This is a genomic window from Paenibacillus sp. FSL R7-269, from assembly GCF_000517865.1.
Lineage (GTDB): Bacteria > Bacillota > Bacilli > Paenibacillales > Paenibacillaceae > Paenibacillus_AQ.
This window is the reverse complement of the sequence record NZ_ASPS01000016.1, coordinates 162740-181752: the sequence shown is the minus strand read 5'-3', so window position 1 is coordinate 181752 and position 19013 is coordinate 162740. Positions and strand designations below refer to the sequence as shown.

The 19013-nt window shown below is 54.9% G+C and carries 17 protein-coding genes, 1 rRNA gene and 1 riboswitch; of the genes, 16 read left to right on the top strand and 2 right to left on the bottom strand.

Annotation, left to right across the window (positions count from 1 at the left end; all coding sequences use genetic code 11):
- The 4 genes from rrf to C162_RS08100 all read left to right on the top strand — a co-directional run.
- A 5S ribosomal RNA gene (gene rrf / locus C162_RS34230) occupies positions 1–86 on the top strand; the annotation flags it as partial.
- Between the two features lie 228 nt (positions 87–314).
- Positions 315–1061, top strand: a complete 747-nt coding sequence (locus C162_RS08110) for an acyl-[acyl-carrier-protein] thioesterase (protein ID WP_036693321.1) — start codon at positions 315–317, stop codon at positions 1059–1061.
- Between the two features lie 142 nt (positions 1062–1203).
- The gene (locus tag C162_RS08105; protein ID WP_051493311.1) at positions 1204–1806 is read left to right on the top strand and encodes an RNA polymerase sigma factor; all 603 of its coding nucleotides are present in this window, start codon (positions 1204–1206) and stop codon (positions 1804–1806) included.
- Positions 1781–2917, top strand: a complete 1137-nt coding sequence (locus C162_RS08100) for a DUF4179 domain-containing protein (RefSeq protein WP_036693317.1) — start codon at positions 1781–1783, stop codon at positions 2915–2917. The genes C162_RS08105 and C162_RS08100 overlap by 26 nt, the downstream gene beginning before the upstream one ends.
- Before the next feature lie 75 nt (positions 2918–2992).
- Here C162_RS08100 and C162_RS08095 read toward each other — a convergent pair whose 3' ends face one another.
- Positions 2993–3898, bottom strand: a complete 906-nt coding sequence (locus C162_RS08095) for an AraC family transcriptional regulator (RefSeq protein WP_036693316.1) — start codon at positions 3896–3898, stop codon at positions 2993–2995.
- 18 nt (positions 3899–3916) lie between these two features.
- Complete coding sequence (tsaA, locus tag C162_RS08090) at positions 3917–4360, bottom strand: tRNA (N6-threonylcarbamoyladenosine(37)-N6)-methyltransferase TrmO (protein ID WP_051493310.1); 444 nt, start codon at positions 4358–4360, stop codon at positions 3917–3919.
- A 129-nt stretch (positions 4361–4489) separates the two neighbouring features.
- Here tsaA and C162_RS08085 point away from each other — a divergent pair, with 129 nt between their 5' ends.
- The 12 genes from C162_RS08085 to purF all read left to right on the top strand — a co-directional run bounded on the left by C162_RS08085 (position 4490) and on the right by purF (position 18505).
- Entirely contained in the window at positions 4490–6628 is a 2139-nt protein-coding gene (locus C162_RS08085; RefSeq protein WP_036693314.1) for a DNA topoisomerase III, read from the top strand.
- 114 nt (positions 6629–6742) lie between these two features.
- Entirely contained in the window at positions 6743–7990 is a 1248-nt protein-coding gene (locus tag C162_RS08080; protein WP_051493309.1) for an MFS transporter, read from the top strand.
- A gap of 78 nt (positions 7991–8068) precedes the next feature.
- Complete coding sequence (locus tag C162_RS08075; RefSeq protein WP_036693313.1) at positions 8069–8332, top strand: DUF1294 domain-containing protein; 264 nt, start codon at positions 8069–8071, stop codon at positions 8330–8332.
- A 51-nt stretch (positions 8333–8383) separates the two neighbouring features.
- Positions 8384–8818 carry a universal stress protein gene (locus C162_RS08070; RefSeq protein ID WP_036693311.1) on the top strand — a complete coding sequence of 145 codons (435 nt, stop codon included), beginning with the start codon at positions 8384–8386 and terminating at the stop codon, positions 8816–8818.
- Between the two features lie 152 nt (positions 8819–8970).
- Positions 8971–9072, top strand: a riboswitch (purine riboswitch).
- Positions 9073–9316: 244 nt separating this feature from the next.
- A complete protein-coding gene (gene purE / locus C162_RS08065; RefSeq protein WP_036693310.1) occupies positions 9317–9802 on the top strand; it encodes a 5-(carboxyamino)imidazole ribonucleotide mutase in 486 nt (161 codons plus the stop codon).
- Positions 9799–11139: a 5-(carboxyamino)imidazole ribonucleotide synthase gene (gene purK, locus C162_RS08060; protein ID WP_235218372.1), complete on the top strand. Its 1341-nt coding sequence runs from the start codon at positions 9799–9801 to the stop codon at positions 11137–11139. The genes purE and purK overlap by 4 nt, the downstream gene beginning before the upstream one ends.
- A gap of 6 nt (positions 11140–11145) precedes the next feature.
- Entirely contained in the window at positions 11146–12441 is a 1296-nt protein-coding gene (gene purB / locus C162_RS08055) for an adenylosuccinate lyase (RefSeq protein ID WP_036693308.1), read from the top strand.
- 367 nt (positions 12442–12808) lie between these two features.
- Positions 12809–13699 carry a phosphoribosylaminoimidazolesuccinocarboxamide synthase gene (locus tag C162_RS08050; protein WP_036693305.1) on the top strand — a complete coding sequence of 297 codons (891 nt, stop codon included), beginning with the start codon at positions 12809–12811 and terminating at the stop codon, positions 13697–13699.
- Positions 13700–13859: 160 nt separating this feature from the next.
- Positions 13860–14105 (top strand): phosphoribosylformylglycinamidine synthase subunit PurS, encoded by a 246-nt coding sequence (gene purS / locus C162_RS08045; RefSeq protein WP_019913657.1) that lies wholly within the window; start codon positions 13860–13862, stop codon positions 14103–14105.
- Between the two features lie 5 nt (positions 14106–14110).
- Complete coding sequence (purQ, locus tag C162_RS08040) at positions 14111–14800, top strand: phosphoribosylformylglycinamidine synthase subunit PurQ (RefSeq protein WP_036693302.1); 690 nt, start codon at positions 14111–14113, stop codon at positions 14798–14800.
- The gene (gene purL, locus C162_RS08035; RefSeq protein WP_036693297.1) at positions 14778–17024 is read left to right on the top strand and encodes a phosphoribosylformylglycinamidine synthase subunit PurL; all 2247 of its coding nucleotides are present in this window, start codon (positions 14778–14780) and stop codon (positions 17022–17024) included. Before purQ ends, purL begins: the two co-directional genes overlap by 23 nt.
- Complete coding sequence (gene purF / locus C162_RS08030) at positions 17009–18505, top strand: amidophosphoribosyltransferase (RefSeq protein WP_036693294.1); 1497 nt, start codon at positions 17009–17011, stop codon at positions 18503–18505. The genes purL and purF overlap by 16 nt, the downstream gene beginning before the upstream one ends.
- Positions 18506–19013: the final 508 nt, after the last annotated feature.

Below are 19013 nucleotides of genomic sequence, written 5' to 3'. Positions count from 1 at the left end.
TACCCATCCCGAACACGACCGTTAAGCCCTCCAGCGCCGATGGTACTTGGACCGAAGGGTCCTGGGAGAGTAGGACGTTGCCAAGCACGCAAGACCACTGTTGATACCTCGACAGTGGTCTTTTTGTATTTTCGGGGAAGTGTGTGGACAGCTTGTGAGTAGAATTCAGGTATTCTTACAAGTGGAACATAGTTATACACATGTGGATAGATTTATTTTTTTTGATACTTCTCCCCAAATGATGTGGATATCCGGTAGAATAATGTGGATAGGCACGGAAAATTGGGGATAGTTAGACGAAGGAGCCGAAAGTTATGGACAAGCACAGCAGCTTTTTGTGGACAGAGCAGTTCAGGGTTCAGGCAAGTGACACGGATTACCGGTCAAGGGGCAAGCTCTCCTTTCTGCTGGATATCATGCAGCGTGCTGCGGATTCGGCTGTAAGCAGTCTTGGGCTAAGTATGGAGAGTATGCTTAAGGCGGGAATGGGTTGGATGGTTATCACCCTTGATCTGAATCTGCAGCGTCTGCCGTCCCCGAGTGAGCTTCTTGATGTACACACCTGGAGTAAAGGAAACAAAGGACCGCTCTGGCAGCGGGATTACCGGATTTATGATGCCCAAGGTGTAGAGCTAGCTTCGGCGCGATCGATCTGGGCGCTTGTGGATATCGGCAAACGAAAGATTTTGCGTCCGTCAGCCTTGCCTATTGTTGTCGAGCCATATGTAGAGGATTCCGTAGGCAGTCTGCCGGATAAAGTAATCATTCCACCAGAACTTCCCTTGCAGGAGGCCTACCGTTATCAGGTAAGATATAGCGGGCTGGATAACAACAAACATCTTAACAATGCGCGGTATGCAGATTTATGCTGTGATGCTCTGGCGCTGGAGGAGTGGGAGGAGTTAGAGCTTACGGGGCTCCATATTACCTATGCCCAGGAAGCCAAGTATGGTGAGGAGATTAGTGTTATGCGTTCTTCTCTGACTGAAGAAGGGGTATATGTGCGCGGTCAAGGCGGGGGACGAATCTTTTTTGAAGCTTGCCTGAAGCTTAGAAGATAGATAGATGTCTGAGAGAGACTTACATAATGTTAAATCTAGACAGTTGCTCGGATTTCAGGGGAACTGTCTTTTGTCATATTTGCTACTTTCTTATATGTCACAAATACACAATTGATAATCGTTATACAGGTGTAAAAGGAAAATGGAGGTGATTTCTTTGGAGCAAGGCAACCCCGGGGGCCCACCTGAATCCAAAAAGATTGAAGAAGCTATTCATCAGGTACACGCAGGTGACAGGCAAGCTTTTACAACAATAATTACGGAATATGAAAGAAAGATTTACACGTATTGCTACTATCTCCTAAGAAACCGTGAAGAAGCAGAGGACGCTGTGCAGGATATATTCGTGAAGGTATATCAGCAGCTTAGGCGTTATGAGAAGCGGGTTTCTTTTTCGGCTTGGCTATATAAGGTGGCTTATCATCATTGCCTGGACCAGCTACGCAGGCGTAAGCGCCGCAGCCGGTTGCTGTCCCTTTATAAGCTGCAGCTGATGACGCATCAACAAGCGTTGCCGGAGGAGCCGCCGGTAGACCGGATTTTGGAAAACCTCACTTCGGAAGAGCGGGGGCTATTAATCCTTCGTGTCATTGAACAATACAGCTTCGAAGAGATCTCAATGATTACCGGAAGCAGTTCGGCGGCATTGCGCAAAAAATATGAACGGCTCCGTAAAAAACTGATTCAGCAAAAAGCGGATGAAGGGAGAGAATGTGCTCATGGAGAAATGGCAGAATCAAACTGAGAAGCAAATGCTGGAACATATTCGCAGCAGTGTCGGAAGAGTGGAGTTTCCTGTTGATAGCTATAATGAGCAGATTATGAACCGGATCGAACATTTGGAGACCAGAGGAGGAAGCAAATTGCTTAAGAAGACGTTAGCAGCCGCAAGTATAGCTGCAGTGATAGGATTAGGTACGATAACTGCAGGATTCATCTCCCCGGCCTGGGCCGATACTTTGAGTCAGCTCCCCGTGTTCAACAGTATATTCAAGCATACGGAGAACCCAGGTTTGAAGTTGGCGGCGGAACAGGGGCTGACCACTTCACCTAACATGAGCGTGACCAAAGATGGAGTGACGTTAAGTGTTACAGAGGTATTTTATGACGGGATTCAACTGGCTATTGGATTTGAAAGGGCTGGAGTAGCGGATGAGCGGATGCTGGCGGAGATTACTGATTATAAAACCCATGAATTCGATCAATCGACGAAAGGCCTGCTGGGGTTGCCTGAAGTTACCCTGGAATCTGGTGAGCGTATGGGCTTCGGTTCTTCTTCTACAGGCGACGTACAGGGGCAACCCAATACCCTTTTATTGGAAATGAGAGAATTGTGGAATACATCAGCTCTCGGAGATGAATTCAAGGTAAATATCAGTGTGCCGGTTGCCCAAATCGCCGAGCCCTTTAAGTTCCAGGTGACGGTGAAGAAGCTTGCGGAGGGGATCATCAATCTTACTCCGGGTCAGGGGGCAAGCAAAGACTCCTTCCATTATAAAGTAAAGAGTCTGGACATCACGCCTGCTGCGATGAGGCTGGTCGTCACCAGCGAAGGAGAGGTGCCTGCATCGCCGGAGCAGACAGGGGAATATGGTCCAACGGAGGTATTCTATGAGCTTGTGGATGATGCCGGTAATGTTATTGGTCCAAAGGGTCTCGGATATGCCATGATGAAGGCGGTTCAGCATCCTATTGTGGATAGCCTGTACAATACCTTCCCGCAAAAACCCAAGACGATTACGGTCAGACCGTATACAATGACTCTGGATAATGAGCCGAAACTCTTGTTGGATGCCGATGGGAAACCGGTAAAAACTTATATGAAGGAGCTTGAAACAACGATACAAATTCCTTGAATTTCAGAAAAGTTAGGTGTGAAATAATTTATGCTCTAGTCCGCGTCTGCTGTGCAGATGCGGGCTTTTTGACGATTAAAGCAATGTTAGCGGAATGTAGATTTCACTTACTGAATCCGGATGCTCCGGTCCGAGATAGTCCTTGCCGTAGTATTCAAATTCATAGGAGAGGTTCAGGCGGTAATCGGTTCTCGGCAGAAAAACGCCATAGATATATTTGTAGGTGGCAGAGACTTCTGCGGATGGCCCTGTATGCTTAAATCTGAGATAACGTGCTGGCGGCAGTGTATGGATAGGCAGGTTGCTGCCAACTTGTTCGCAACTCGACTGAACGGTATTGCCGGTACGTACAGATGCCAGGGTGTTCAACTCACAGGCAATGTGAAAGGAGATTCCCTGATCCTCATAGTTATCCGGCCAATAGCCTAGCTGGTAATATTGTTCTGGCAGCTTGCGGTCCGGGATAGCAGAAAGGCTGCTGAACAGCTGCTCCCATGCGGATCCGATGACCGACTGATCTTGCGTAACGGTAATGAACCGCCCCTGAAGTCTGATTTCACCAAGCTCAATCAGGTCAGGAGAGGCGCCCTTCTGGTCTGACCAGTGCGTCAAATCAGCGGGCTGTAAGGGATGGAGCAACAGAGGGATATCCGGGTTAGACTTGTGACGGATATGGGTGGGAGTGGTGTGCAGCAGTCTTTTGAAGGACCGGGTGAAGGTCTCGTAATCATTATAAGCATAGTCCAGTGAGATCTCGTGAAAAGTCCGCTCGGGACTGCTCAGAATATCCCGGGCCGCCTCTGAAATCCTCCGTCTTGCCATATAGTCGCCCGGTGTGAGTCCGGTAACCCCTTGAAACAGGCGGATAAAGTGGAACAGGGAATAGCCGGTCTCTCTGGAGAGGTCCAGAACAGACAGCGGCTGCTTCAGTTTCGATTCAATATATTCAATCGCCTGTAGAATGAGCTGGCTGTTCTTCATGAAGTCCTCTCCTCTAGGTTACTCTACAGTCCACTCTCCCCATGAGGCAGCCCATGCAGGCACTCTAACCTGACAGACACGGTCGGTGGAAGGGAAATAAGCTTTGATATCAAGCACGGGCGTTCCCGGATAGGCATCCAGTCCGCTGACCTCCACAATTCCCTGATCTAGGTCAACGGATAGAATACGGGCAACCGTCAGTCCAAGCGGATTAGGGCGGACCGGAGACCGGGTGGCAAATACACCGCTAACCGGGGCATCATAGGGAGGCTCAATCTGCGTAGTTCCCCGGAAGTGATCTGCTGCAAATTCATGAATCCACCATAGAATCTGGCAGTGGCTGAAGGCCTCTAACCCCTTCAAGGCGGGTCTGTATTCGGGTCTAATCTCAAGTTGCAGGTTCTGCTGTGTTCCTGTTACAACTCCTACTGGTATAATATTATACGATTCTGATGCGGACATTGTCTGTGACTCCTTTCGGCTGGGGATGATTCTAGTCTATCGGAAGTAAAGGGAATTCGGCCTGATGATAATTGCGGACTTGTATGTCATGGTATAATAGGTTGTTGATGACAGGGAGGGGTTTGGACGATGAAGGTATTAGTATTAGCAGAGAAGCCGTCGGTAGCCCGTGAGATTGCGCGGGTGCTGGGCTGTGGAAATAAACAGAAGAGTTATATGGAAGGTCCGAAATATGTGGTGACCTGGGCTCTCGGGCATCTGGTTGGTCTGGCTGAGCCTGAGGACTATAACAATAAATATGCAACGTGGGCGTTGGAGGATCTGCCGATTCTTCCAGAGAAGGCCAAGCTGAAGGTGCTGCGCGAGACCAGTCAGCAATATAAGGCCGTGCAGCAGCTAATGAAGCGGCAGGATATCGAAGAGCTGATCGTGGCAACAGACGCGGCCCGTGAGGGTGAGCTGCTGGCCCGCTGGATTATGAATATGGCTGGCTGGAAAAAGCCGTTCCGGCGGCTGTGGATCTCTTCGCAGACGGATAAGGCCATTAAAGAGGGCTTCGCTTCTCTGCGGCCTGGACGGGATTTCGACCGCCTGTATGAATCTGCACGCTGCCGTGCTGAGGCGGATTGGATGATCGGGCTGAATGTGACGCGGGCCTTAACCTGCAAGTTCGGCGCGCCGCTCTCTGCGGGGCGTGTGCAGACACCTACCCTGGGAATGATTATGGACCGGGAGAGTGAGATTACCGGCTTCCGTTCCCAGGAATATGACCTGCTGACTGGGGACTTCGGGAATTTCCAGGCGGGGTGGCGTGCGCAGGGCGGGGACGGCCGGATTTTTGACAGGGAGAAGACGGATGTCCTTAAGGATAAGCTTACAGGCCGCAGCGGGCGGATCACTAAGGTACAAAAGAGTGAGAAAAGCGAGCCGCATCCGCTGGCCTATGATCTGACCGAGCTGCAGCGGGATGCCAACCGCAAATTTGGCTTCTCGGCCAAACAGACCTCAAGTGTGCTCCAGAAGCTGTATGAACAACATAAGCTGGTCACTTATCCGCGTACAGACAGCCGTTATCTGACCGCTGATATGACGGGTACGTTAAAAGAAAGACTCGACAGTGTGGCTGTCGGGCCGTATGCCTCCCTCGCCAGACCGCTGCTGCGGAAGCCGCTGCCGATTACGAAGCGGATTGTCGATGACAGCAAGGTCAGTGATCACCATGCGATTATTCCGACAGAGCAGACGGTGCTGCTTAATCTGCTGAGTGCGGAAGAGCGGAAGCTCTACGATCTGATCGTACGGCGGTTCATTAGCCTGTTCTATCCTCCGGCCCGTTATGACGCCGTAGCTGTAACGGTAACCGTGGATGGTGAAAGCTTCTATGTGAAGGGAACTACCGTCAAGGATGCAGGCTGGCGTGAGGTATACGGCGGAGATATGAGCTCGGATGACGAAGAGGAGAATGCGGGGGATGAACCCGCGGCAGGCAATGTGAAGCTGCCGGAGCTGCGGGAAGGCGATAGCGTGAAGCTTGCGCGCTGCATCATCAAGCCGGGACGGACACATCCGCCGAAGCGTTATAACGAAGCCACGCTGCTGACGCAGATGGAGAAGCATGGGCTGGGGACACCGGCCACACGTGCGGATATCATCGAGAAGCTGGTCAGCTCGGATACAATTGAACGGCAGGGCAATCTGCTGCATCCGACCGGCAAGGGGAAGCAGTTGATTGAGCTGGTCTCGGGGCAGCTGCGTACACCGGAGCTGACGGCACGCTGGGAAGCGGAGCTGGAGAGAATTGCGCGCGGGCAGGGGCGCCCGGAGCCTTTTTTGCAGGGGATTCGGAGTATGGCCCAGGAGCTGGTGTCCGGGGTGAAGAACAGCGGAGCGGAATACAAGCCGCATAATGTCTCTAACAGCCATTGTCCGGAGTGTGGAACAAGGATGTTAGAAAAGAAGACCAAACGCGGCAGGCTGCTGGTCTGTCCGAAGGAGGATTGCGGCTACACCCGGGCGGGCGAGAAGCAGTTGTCGAACCGCCGCTGCCCGCAGTGCCATAAGAAGATGGAGATGAAGGAAGGCAAGGCCGGAAAGTATGTGCAGTGCCTCGGCTGCGGCATTACAGAGACGATGGATAAGGACCACAAGCATATCAATAAACGCGAGCAGCAGAAGCTGGTTCAGCAGTACAGCAAGACGGAAAGTGCCGGCAACAATCTTGGTGATCTGCTGAAGGCTGCGATGGAAGCGAAACAGAAGGGCGAATAGCCGCAAGAAGCCAAAGTAAGGCTGTCTAAGGGACGGCAGATATGCTTTACTGTAAATGATTGATACGGGATCCGGTGTTAGGGTTCCGCTAAATAGAGTGGGGCAGGTGGAGAAGTGGCAGCGGCTGAAGGGATAGAGGGTGTGGTGAAAGCGGCAGAGGCTCAGGGTACGAAGGAGAGCAGCCGGTTGTATTTTCTGGTGATAGTCTTTATGTTCTGGTTCTCTTCGTATATCTATGTCCCGGTGCTCTCGCCGTATGTGGAGCATCTGGGAGCTTCTTATGTCATGGTAGGAGCGGTGCTGGGGATATACGGCCTGATGCAGATTCTGTTCCGGCTGCCGATAGGGATGGGGTCAGATGTGCTTAACCGGCGGCGGCCGTTCATTTATCTGGGGCTGATTGCAAGCGGAGCGAGCTGTCTGCTGTTCCTGGCAGGGGCCCATCCGGGCTGGGCGCTGGCCGCGCGGGCGGTCTCGGGGATAGCGGCATCGGCGTGGGTCGTGTACTCGGTGATGTTCGCGGGGTATTTTCCGAAAGAAGAGGCGGGCAGGGCTATGGGTATGCTCCAGTTCACCACGGTGATTGCCCAGTTGACCAGTATGATGATCAGCGGGTATATCGTAGAACACTTCGGCTGGAATACTCCGTTCATCATCGGAGGGATTGTGGCGGTGGCTGCGATGCTGCTGGTCGTCCGTCTTCCAGAGCAACAGCTGGAGAAGCGCACGGAGATTCAGATAAAGGACCTGACCGGTGTAGTGAAGGAGCCGCTGCTGGTAAAAGTATCGCTGTTATCGGTGCTGGCCCATTGTGTGCTGTTCATTACGATGTTCGGCTACACGCCGAATCAGGCGCTCTATATTGGAGCGAGCAAGGGGAGTCTCGGCTGGCTGACGCTGGCTTTTATGCTGCCTCATGCGATAGCAACCCTCTATGGTGCGCGGCTGTTCGGCCGGTGGCTGGGGGACCGGGGGACGCTGATGCTTGGTTTTGCCGGAAGTGCGGTGTTCACGCTGCTCATTCCTTCGATGCCAACGCTTGCTGCGTTATGTGTAACACAGATCGGGAACGGGTTCATGCAGGGACTGATCTTCCCGCTGCTGCTGGGTAAATCCGTCTCCGGGGTAGCTCCGTTCAAGCGGGCGACAGCGATGGGGTTCTATCAGGCGGTGTATGCGATTGGTATGTCCGGCGGTCCTTTTGTAGCGGGATGGATGAGTGCGGCTTATGGTCTGCGAGGAGGCTTCTGGCTGGGCGCCATGGCAGCGGTGCTTGCAGCGGTACTGTCCTGGTTCTGGATCAGGGAGGCCGGAGCCGCAGGCGGGCGGAGCAAGAAAGAGCGGCAGTTGCAGGGCCGGTGATGTGAGGTTATTGGTTTTTTGCCGGAAAGGGTAATATAATAGAGTGCAGATAGGATGCTAGGAGGAGGGGCCGGAAGGATGGTCAAGGTGGTATTGCTGTGGTTCGCGCTGATCAACATTATCGGGTATGTAGTAATGTCGGAAGACAAGAACAAGGCCCGGAAGAGACGGGATCGGGTGCCGGAGAAAACATTGTTTCTGCTGGCGTTCATGGGCGGTGCGCTGGGTGTGCTGATTGCCATGTACCGCAAGCGCCACAAGACAAGGCATACTTCCTTCAGACTCGGAATTCCGCTGCTGCTGCTGCTGAATATGGTGCTGTATGGGTATTTTTTGAGGTAAGCCCTTTGCAAGGCTTGGTGATGATGTAAATAATAGAAAGAGGTGGCGTAAATGTTATTCTCTAAAATTCTGCTTGCCTATGACGGTTCAAAGGCTTCGAATCAGGCTCTGGAACGGGCGATCGAGCTGGCTAAGGTAACTCCAGGGTCCTCCCTGTACGTCGTACACGCATTTGAATTCCCCCGGTTCTTCATCGGGGAAGCTCTCGCGCCTCTGCCGGCATCGGTGAACAAGGATTATTATGATCTCGCGGTCCAGACTACGGAAGAAGTGAAAAGCCGCCTGGAAGCCGAAGGTCTGAATGCTACGGTAGAATTGCTGCAGGGATCGCCTGCGGAAATTATTCTGAATTATGCCAAGGAGCAGGATGCAGATGTGATCGTAATCGGCAGCCGGGGGCTGGGCGGTATCCGGGAATTCGTTCTGGGCAGCGTCAGCCATAATGTGGTGCAAAGTGCGCGCATTCCGGTGCTGGTTGTTAAATAATAGGAACTTTAGTAGAGGAACGCTGCGGCGTTCCCCTTTTTTTAGGCGGATTAGCGGGAATAAGATTTTCATTTATGCCCAAAAGCGAACAATTTGCAGACATGATATGACAATGTTCGTGTTTAAGTTGACATGATGTGTAGGGCGTTGTTAAACTGAATCTATGAAGAGCTCGTATAAAACCGGGGATAGGGCCCGGAAGTTTCTACCCGGTAACCGTAAATTGCCGGACTACGAGGAAATAGGATAACTGGAACGATAGCAGCTAGCCTCCCCGCAGACCGGGGCGGTGTTCCTGCATTCTCCTGCCTGTTAGAACGGGGAGAGTGCGGCTGCCAGGCGGTTATCACTTGATTCCTTTAGTAGTCCGGGTCCACCCGCAGCAGAATGCGTCTGGAGTCCGGGCTATTTTTCACGGTTCATGCGCGAATTGGCAGGAAACGGGACACACTGAAATCAGAGAAATCTCTATAACGGAAATGGAAGGCTGGGTGAACGATGTCTGTGCAAGTTGGTGTCATTATGGGCAGCAAATCGGACTATGAAACGATGCAGCATACCTGTGAAGTGCTGGAGGAGCTGGATATAGCTTATGAGAAAAAGGTTGTCTCTGCACACCGCACACCGGATCTGATGTTCCGTTATGCCGAGGAGGCGGCGGAGCGCGGCCTGCGGGTCATTATCGCCGGAGCGGGCGGTGCGGCGCATCTGCCGGGTATGGTGGCTGCGAAGACCACGCTGCCGGTCATCGGTGTACCTGTGCAGTCGAAGGCCTTGAACGGCATGGATTCGCTGCTGTCGATTGTGCAGATGCCTGCGGGCATCCCGGTAGCGACAGTAGCCATCGGCCGCGCCGGAGCTATCAATGCGGGGCTGCTGGCGGCGCAGATCATCGGCGCCTTCGAGCCGGAGGTAGCGCAGCGGGTGCAGCTGCGGCGCGAGGCGACCCAGCAAGAGGTGTTGGAAAGCAGCGAGAGCCTATGAGCCCGGAGGAGCTGAAAGCCGGACGGCTGGAGGGTGGCGCGGAGCAGGCTAAGGCTGGGCGAGGGATGAAGGCTGAAGACGAAGCGGAAGGTGCCAGTGCCGGGGCGGTAAAGGCTGAAGGCAGAGCGGAAGCTGCCGGGGCTGAGGCACAGCGGGAAGAGACCGGGGCGCAGCCGCCACGGACGCTGCTGCCCGGCGCAACGATCGGCGTGCTCGGCGGCGGGCAGCTCGGGCGCATGATGGCGCTGTCCGGCAGCGCCATGGGCTACCGCTTCGTGGCGCTGGACCCAGCAAAGGATGCGCCGTGCGGACAGGTGACGCCGCAGATCACTGCGGCTTATAACGACCGGGACGCCGCGCGCGAGCTGGCACGGCGCTCGGACGTCATCACGTACGAGTTCGAGAACGTTGACGCGGGCGTAGCCGCGCTGCTGACGGAGGAATCGTACGTGCCGCAGGGCAGCGCGCTGCTGTATACGACACAGCACCGGCTGCGCGAGAAGGCGGCAATCGAGTCGGCGGGCGTGCCCGTTGCCCCGTACCGCAAGGTCGGCAGCCTGGCGGAGCTGGAAGCGGCGGCTGCCGACCTGGGCCTGCCCTGTGTGCTGAAGACAGCCACAGGGGGGTACGACGGCAAGGGACAAGCCGTCATCCGCAGGCCGGAAGAGCTGGCTGCAGCGTTCCATCAGGTCGCGCCGGGGGCGCAAGCAGATATACCGGAGCTGGTGCTGGAGAAATTCATCACTTTTAAATGTGAGATTTCGGTCATCGCGGCCCGGAGCGCCTCGGGGGAGGTCAAGAGCTTCCCGCCTGCCGAGAACATTCATGTGGATAACATCCTGCATCTCTCGATTGTACCTGCGCGGGTGCCGGAGGAGATTCAACAGCGGGCCTGTGAGCTGGCCGAGCGGATTGTCTCCGGCATGGAGGCGGTCGGACTGCTGGCGGTTGAGATGTTCGTGACGGAGGATGGAGAACTGTTCGTCAATGAGCTGGCGCCGCGGCCGCATAATTCCGGCCATTACACGATGGATGCCTGCGTGACCTCGCAGTTCGAGCAGCATGTGCGGGCCATCTGTAATCTGCCGCTGGGCGATACCTCGCTGCTTACTCCTGTGGTGATGGTGAATGTACTCGGCCAGCATCTGGAAGGAGCCGTTCGGGCAGCCTGCCGTGCGAATGAAGAAGTGAGCAGGCTTGGAGTATCACCCAAGCTTCATATATATGGCAAGACCGAGAGCACAACCGGCCGCAAAATGGGCCATATTAACCTGCTCTGCAAGGATACCGGCGACGGATTGTCCTGGGTAGAGCAAACTAACCTTTGGAGGAACTGACAAGCTATGATTGAACGTTACAGCAGACCTGAGATGCGGGCCATTTGGACCGAAGAGAATAAATTCAACGCGTGGCTGGAGGTTGAGATTTGCGCCTGTGAGGCGTGGGCCGAGCTGGGAGTGATCCCGCATGAGGATGCCGCGAAGCTGCGCAAGGATGCCAAATTCGATATCGCGCGGATTGATGAGATTGAGCTGGAGACGCGCCATGATGTGATTGCTTTTACCCGTGCGGTATCCGAGAGTCTGGGAGCAGAGCGCAAATGGGTGCATTACGGACTAACCTCGACAGATGTGGTCGATACGGCGCTGGGTTATCTGCTGCGTCAGGCCAACGAGATTCTGGAGCAGGATATTATCCGGTTCATTGAGATTCTAAAAGACAAAGCTATCGCCTACAAGGATACCCCGATGATGGGCCGTACCCATGGCGTACATGCAGAGCCCACAACATTCGGCCTGAAGATGGCACTGTGGTATGAGGAAATGAAGCGGAACCTGGAGCGCTTCCGTCATGCGGCGGACGGCGTGCAATTCGGCAAAATCTCCGGGGCGGTCGGTACTTATGCCAACATCGACCCGTTCGTTGAAGAATTCGTCTGCCGTAAGCTGGGCACCAGCCCGGCTCCGATCTCCACGCAGACCTTGCAGCGTGACCGTCATGCAGAGTATATGGCGGCGCTGGCGCTGGTTGCCACTTCCCTGGACAAGTTCGCTACCGAGATCCGCGCTTTGCAGAAGAGTGAGATCCGCGAGGTGGAGGAGGCTTTTGCCAAGGGTCAAAAGGGTTCGTCCGCGATGCCGCACAAGCGCAACCCGATCGGCTGCGAGAACATCTCTGGCCTGTCGCGTGTCATCCGCGGCCATATGATGACAGCTTACGAGAACGTGCCGCTGTGGCATGAACGTGATATTTCGCATTCTTCCGTAGAACGGATCATCCTGCCGGATGCGACCATGCTGCTGAACTACATGCTGAACCGCTTCGGCAACATCGTGAAGAACCTGACTGTATTCCCTGAAAATATGAAGCGCAACATGAACCGTACCTTCGGGGTTCCGTTCTCCGGCCGCATCCTGACCAAACTGATCGACAAGGGCTTCAGCCGCGAGCAGGCGTACGACACCGTGCAGCCGCGTGCGATGCAGGCCTGGGAGGAACAGACCCAGTTCCGTGACATCGTGGAAGCCACCCCAGAAATCACAGCCGTGCTTAGCGCGGAGGAGATCGAGGATGCGTTCAACCCTTCCTGGCATCTCAAGCATGTGGACACCATCTTCCGCAAGCTGGAACTGATCTAATTTATAAAAAAGGTAAGTCAATGGTGAAGGGATGAGCTGGAGAAGAGTTGGGCGGAGCGACGGGGATGCTTGTTCCTGATATGCGGGGCACAGGAAATTGAAATTTAGGTTTGGGGTAAAGGAGGAACGGAGAGGAATTTTGGAACTGTAGAAGCGAAGCGTTCGTCTTTATGGTCCGATTTCTACCACAGCCTGTGGTTAAATCAGAGAAATATGACCATAACAGCGATCGGAAGTCCAAAATTTCCGCAGTGACCCTATTAACCCGAAGGTGTAGTCAATTCCTTGATGCGAAGCTCAGGAAACAAGCCTCCCAAAGCTTTTAGCCCGAATATAGCAAGATCATTTGTTCAAGGGAGGAAAGGTCATGACACACCTAGCCGTATCCACTGCCGTGGAACTAGTAAATGCGCCGCTGCTCTACAAAGGCAAGGTTCGTGAGCTGTATGATTTGGGGGATGAGATACTGATCGTGGTGACAGACCGGATCTCTGCATTCGACTATGTGCTGGACCCGGCGGTTCCAGACAAGGGCAATGTACTGAACCGGCTCAGCGCCTTCTGGTTCGGCCAGACCCGGGAGCTGATCGAGAACCATGTGGTGCATATCGAGGTGGACAAGCTCGGAGATATTGTGAAGGACCGTGAAGCGCTGAAGAACCGGATCATGGTCGTACGCAAAGCCGAGCGGATTGACATCGAATGCGTCGTGCGCGGCTGCATTACAGGCGGCGGCTGGCGGCAGTACCAGGAGACCGGTCAAGTCAACGGCATTGAGCTGCCCAAGGGACTGCGGAAAAATGCGGTGCTGGCGGAGCCGATTTTCACACCTGCGGCTAAGAATGATGTTGGTCACGATGAAGACATTCCGTTCGGGCAGATGCAGGAGCAGATCGGCGCAGAGCTTGCGCTGGAGCTGAAGGAGAAGAGCCTGAAGCTGTTCGCTTTTGCCAGAGCTTATTGTGAAGAACGCGGTATCATCCTCGCCGATTGCAAATTCGAGTTCGGACTGCTGGATGGTAAGGTGATTCTGATCGATGAGATCTTCACGCCGGATGCTTCCCGCTTCTGGGCCAAGGACAAATATGCACTGGATATCGAGATCGACAGCATGGATAAGGAGCCGGTTCGCACGTACCTGTCAGCCTCCTCCTGGGACAAAAACAGTACGCCGGACCCGTTGCCGGCTGAGGTAGTCGAGGAGACGTCGCGCCGGTACCTGGATATTTATCACCGTCTTACCGGGAAGTCGTTGTAGGATGGCGTAAAATGCAGATTTTCATAGAAATAGCTGTACGAAATACAACTAAAGCTAATTTTGCAGGGAATATTGAGAATATAGTTGTACATTATGCAGTTAAGCAAGCTGCCAGTAAGCCTAATTCAGTTCATTAAATTCTAGGAGGAACTACAAGCGTATGTTAAAAGCGACAGTCTACGTCACCATTAAGAAAAGCGTGCTCGACCCTCAGGGAGTTGCCGTGCAGGGTGCCCTGCATTCCGTTGGATTCCAGGAAGTTGAAAGTCTGCGGATCGGCAAGTATATGGAGCTGACCCTCGATACGGATAACCGCGCAGAAGCGGAAGGACGCCTGAAGGAAATGTGCGAGAAGCTGCTGGCCAACACGGTGATCGAGGATTACCGCTACGAATTGGAGGACTAAACGTCATGAAATTTGCTGTACTTGTCTTTCCAGGCTCCAATTGTGACATTGACTGCTACAAGGCAGTAGAAGACAGCCTCGGCGAACCAGTAGATTATGTATGGCATACAGCGACAGACCTGTCGGCGTATGACTGCATCCTCGTGCCAGGCGGCTTCTCTTATGGTGACTATCTGCGCTGCGGCGCAATCTCCCGGTTCGCTCCGGTAATGGCTGAAGTGGCTAAGGCGGCAGAGCAAGGCAAATTCGTGCTTGGCATCTGCAACGGGTTCCAGATTCTGACTGAAGCGGGTCTCCTGCCGGGCGCGCTGCGCCGCAACATGTCGATGAAGTTCCGTTGTCATGACACGGTGCTTAAGGTCATTAATAACACAACCCCGTTTACTATTGACTATGCGAAGGATGAAGAGATCGTCATCCCTATCGCGCATGGCGAAGGCAATTACTATTGTGATGAAGAGACGCTCGCAGAGCTTCAAGCGAATAACCAGATCGTATTCACCTACAGTGACAACCCGAACGGTTCGGTGGCCGATATTGCCGGAGTCAGTAATAGGGCGGGCAATGTAGTCGGCATGATGCCTCACCCGGAGCGTGCAGCGAATAGCCTGCTGGGCTCGGAAGACGGCAAACGGATGTTCACATCCATTCTCAAGACATGGAGGGATCGTTATGACGCAGCAAGTATCCGCTAAGGAGCCGACCGCAGAGCAGATCGCGGAGCAGAAAATCTACAGTCAGTTCGGTGTATCAGACAGCGAATATGAGCTCATTACCTCCTTCATGGGACGTAAGCCCAACTATACAGAAATCGGTGTGTTCAGCGTCATGTGGTCTGAGCACTGTGCATATAAGAACTCCAAGCCGCTGCTGAGCCGTTTCCCGACAAGCGGACCGAAGGTGCTGATGGGACCGGGTGAAGGCGCGGGCATCGTGGACATCGGTGATAACCAGGCCGTTGTCTTCAAAATCGAAAGCCACAACCATCCGTCGGCGGTAGAGCCTTATCAGGGCGCGGCGACCGGAGTGGGCGGGATTATCCGCGATATTTTCTCCATGGGAGCAAGACCGGTGGCCTTGCTGAACTCCTTGCGCTTCGGGAAGCTGGAAAGTGACCGGGTTAAATACCTGTTCGAGCATGTCGTGTCCGGGATTGCAGGCTACGGCAACTGTATCGGCATCCCTACTGTCGGCGGGGAAATTATGTTCGACAACAGCTATGACGGTAATCCGCTGGTGAACGCGATGTGTGTCGGTCTGATTGATCATGACAAAATCCAGCGCGGCGTTGCCAAAGGGGTGGGCAACCCTGTCTTCTACGTAGGTCCGCCTACTGGCCGTGACGGGATTCACGGTGCGACCTTTGCCTCTGTGGAACTGAGCGAAGAATCCGAAGCTAAGAAGACAGCGGTTCAGGTCGGCGATCCGTTCATGGAGAAGCTGGTAATGGAATCCTGCCTGGAGCTGATCGACAGCGGCATCGTCCTCGGCATTCAGGATATGGGCGCAGCCGGACTGACCTGCTCCAGCGCGGAAATGGCGAGCAAGGCAGGCAACGGTCTGGAGCTCTATCTGGATCAGGTGCCGCAGCGTGAAGACGGGATGACCCCGTATGAGATGATGCTCTCGGAATCCCAGGAGCGGATGCTGTTCGTGGTGGAGCCTAAGGATGAGGCTCAGGCCCAGGAAATCTTCGATCGTTGGGGCGTCATCTGCCGCAAGGTGGGTAAGGTGACCGATGACGGCCGCCTGAAGCTGTTCCATCACGGTGAAGTAGTAGGCGATATGCCGGTGAAGGCGCTGGTGGATGAATGCCCTATTTATAACAAACCATCGGCAGTTCCTGCTTATTATGAGGAGAATGCCTCGGTAGATACGCTCCGTTATGAAGAAGTTACCGATCTGGGCGGCGCTTTGCGTACCGTACTGGGTTCGCCTACGGTAGCAAGCAAAGCATGGGTGTACAACCAATATGATTACATGGTACGCACCAGTACTGCGGTTCGTCCGGGTTCCGATGCGGCAGTGGTAACCATTCATGGCACCCGCAAAGGTCTGGCCATGACGACTGACTGCAACGGCCGTTATGTCTATCTGGACCCTGAAGTGGGCGGACGCATTGCTGTCAGCGAAGCGGCGCGCAACATCGTCTGCTCCGGTGCCCAGCCGCTGGCGATTACGGACAACCTGAACTTCGGAAGTCCGGAGAAGCCGGAGATCTTCTGGCAGATGGAACGGGCGGTAGACGGTATGGCGGAAGCTTGCCGGGTGCTGGATACGCCGGTTATCGGCGGGAATGTCAGCCTGTATAACGAGAATGCCTCCGGGTCCATCTACCCGACACCTGTTGTTGGCATGGTCGGTCTCATTGAAGATACGGATCACATTACAACCCAGGCCTTCAAGCAGGAAGGCGATGCTGTACTGCTGCTGGGCGTGACGAAGGCAGAGCTGGGCGGCAGTGAATTCCAGTATGCCGTTCACGGCGTGACCGAAGGCCGTCCGCCGGCGCTGGACTTGGCGACAGAGCGCAAGCTGCTGGATGCCGTACTCGCTGCCATCCGCAGCGGTCGGGTGCGCTCGGCGCATGACCTGTCCGAAGGCGGTCTGGCCGGAGCACTGGCAGAGAGCTGCATCAGCGGCAGCATCGGCGCGAATATCGAACTGTCTGCGGGCGGATTACGCCCGGATGTGGCGCTGTTCAGCGAGAGCCAGTCCCGTATTATCCTGACTTCCGCGCCTGAGCATGCAGAGGAGCTGAAGGCGGCAGTTGCCGCATACGGCGTGCCTGTAGAGATCATTGGAACCGTGGGCGGAGAGCGCCTGCGCGTTACACTGGACGGCTCGTCTGCACTGGATGAAGCTGTTACCGAACTCAAGACCATTTGGGAGGATGCTATTCCATGTCTGATGAAATAAAGACCGGGAACAAGCAGGAAACCCCTATCCTGTGGACCGGCGACTTTTACAATGAAGGAACGGGCTCGGGAGATATTTTTGATACGTTAAAAGAAGAATGCGGCGTCTTCGGGGTCTTCGGACACCCGGAGGCCGCCTCCATGTCCTATTATGGCCTGCATGCTCTGCAGCACCGGGGAGAAGAGAGCGCGGGCATCTGCGTGGCGGATGGGCGCGACTTCAACTATCACCGCGGCATGGGCCTGGTGAAAGAAGTTTTCGATAAAGACAAAATCGCTTCACTGGTGGGAGACATGTCCATCGGCCATGTGCGGTACTCCACCAGCGGAGACAGCCGGCTGACCAATGCGCAGCCGCTGGTCTTCAAATACCGTGACGGTGATCTGGCGATTGCCACGAACGGCAATATCGTTAACGAACCGCTGATCCGCAAGCAGCTGGAGCAGGGCGGCTCGATCTTCCAGACGACTAGTGATACCGAGGTGCTGGCGCATCTGATTGCACGTTCACAGAAGGATTTTGTCGAAGCGACGAAGGATGCCTTGTCGCAACTGGTCGGCGGATTCGCCTTCCTCTTGATGACCAATGACAAGCTGATTGTCGCCTCAGATACCCACGGACTTCGTCCGCTTGTAATGGGCCGCCTGGGCGAAGCCTATGTCTTCGCTTCTGAATCCTGTGCGCTCGAAGTGATCGGCGCCGAGCTGGTGCGTGATATCGAGCCCGGCGAGCTGCTGGTGCTGGACCAGAACGGTTTCCGTGAAGAACGCTTCGCAGAGCCTAAGCGCAAAGCGCTGTGCGCGATGGAGTACATCTACTTCGCCCGCCCGGACAGCGACCTGAACGGCTCCAACCTGCACTCCGCCCGCAAGCGGATGGGCAGCCGTATGGCGCTCGAAGCCTTCGTGGATGCGGATATTGTCACCGGCGTGCCGGATTCCAGTATCTCCGCCGCCATCGGCTATGCCGAGCAGACGGGCATCCCGTACGAGCTGGGGCTGATCAAGAACAAGTATACCGGCCGCACGTTCATCCAGCCCAGCCAGGAACTGCGTGAGCAGGGCGTCAAGATGAAGCTCAGCGCGGTACGCCGCGTCGTGGAAGGCCAGCGTGTAGTGATGATCGACGATTCGATCGTGCGAGGTACCACCTCACGCCGGATCGTCAACCTGCTGCGCGAAGCCGGAGCCTTAGAGGTCCACGTGCGGATTACATCGCCGCCGTTCAAGAATCCGTGCTTCTATGGCATTGATACCCCGGACCGCCGGGAGCTGATTGCCTCTTACAAGACCATCGCCGAGATGTGTGAGGAGATCAACGCTGATTCCCTGGCGTTCCTCTCTCCCGAGGGGCTGATCCAGTCCATCGGCGGCTATAATAGTGACGACTATAAAGGCGGCCTATGCCTGTCTTGCTTCGACAATGATTACCCGACGCAGGTGGATTTCGGCGGGGAAGAGAAGGACGGATGCTCGTGTTAGGCGGAACATCCGCCTAACACTGTGGGGCTCATCCCCCTAAGTTCCCCTTGCGAAGGGGGATTCCGGAAGTTTGGTGGTCTGTTTCTGCTCTAAACTTGCTAAGGAGGCTTGGGTGCGGGTGCCCGCTTTGTCCCTATGTGCTGCGCACGGACGGGACGCGCTTATGCGGTGCTGCCCCCCGGCGGCCTGCGGCCCGCCGGGCCCACTGGCTCCAGAATCTGTCCTATTTGCTGCGCAAATCCGGAGATTCTGTCGCCTAAGAAGCCCGCACGGCTTCGCCCCGTGCGGAGAAGAGCTCCCACCCCCGTCCTGTTTGCTAACGCAAAAACGGGGGACCGGTCGCCTAAGGAGGCGCTGTGCGAAGCCCAGCGCCGCCCCCTTGCCGCTGTGCAAGGCGCGAAGCTTCGGCTTGCGGCAGAGGTTTGAACTGCGGTGGTGTGAGTCATGGAGAGGAATTTTGGAACTGTAGGAGCGGTAGCGTCCGCCTTTATGGCCCGATTTCTACCGC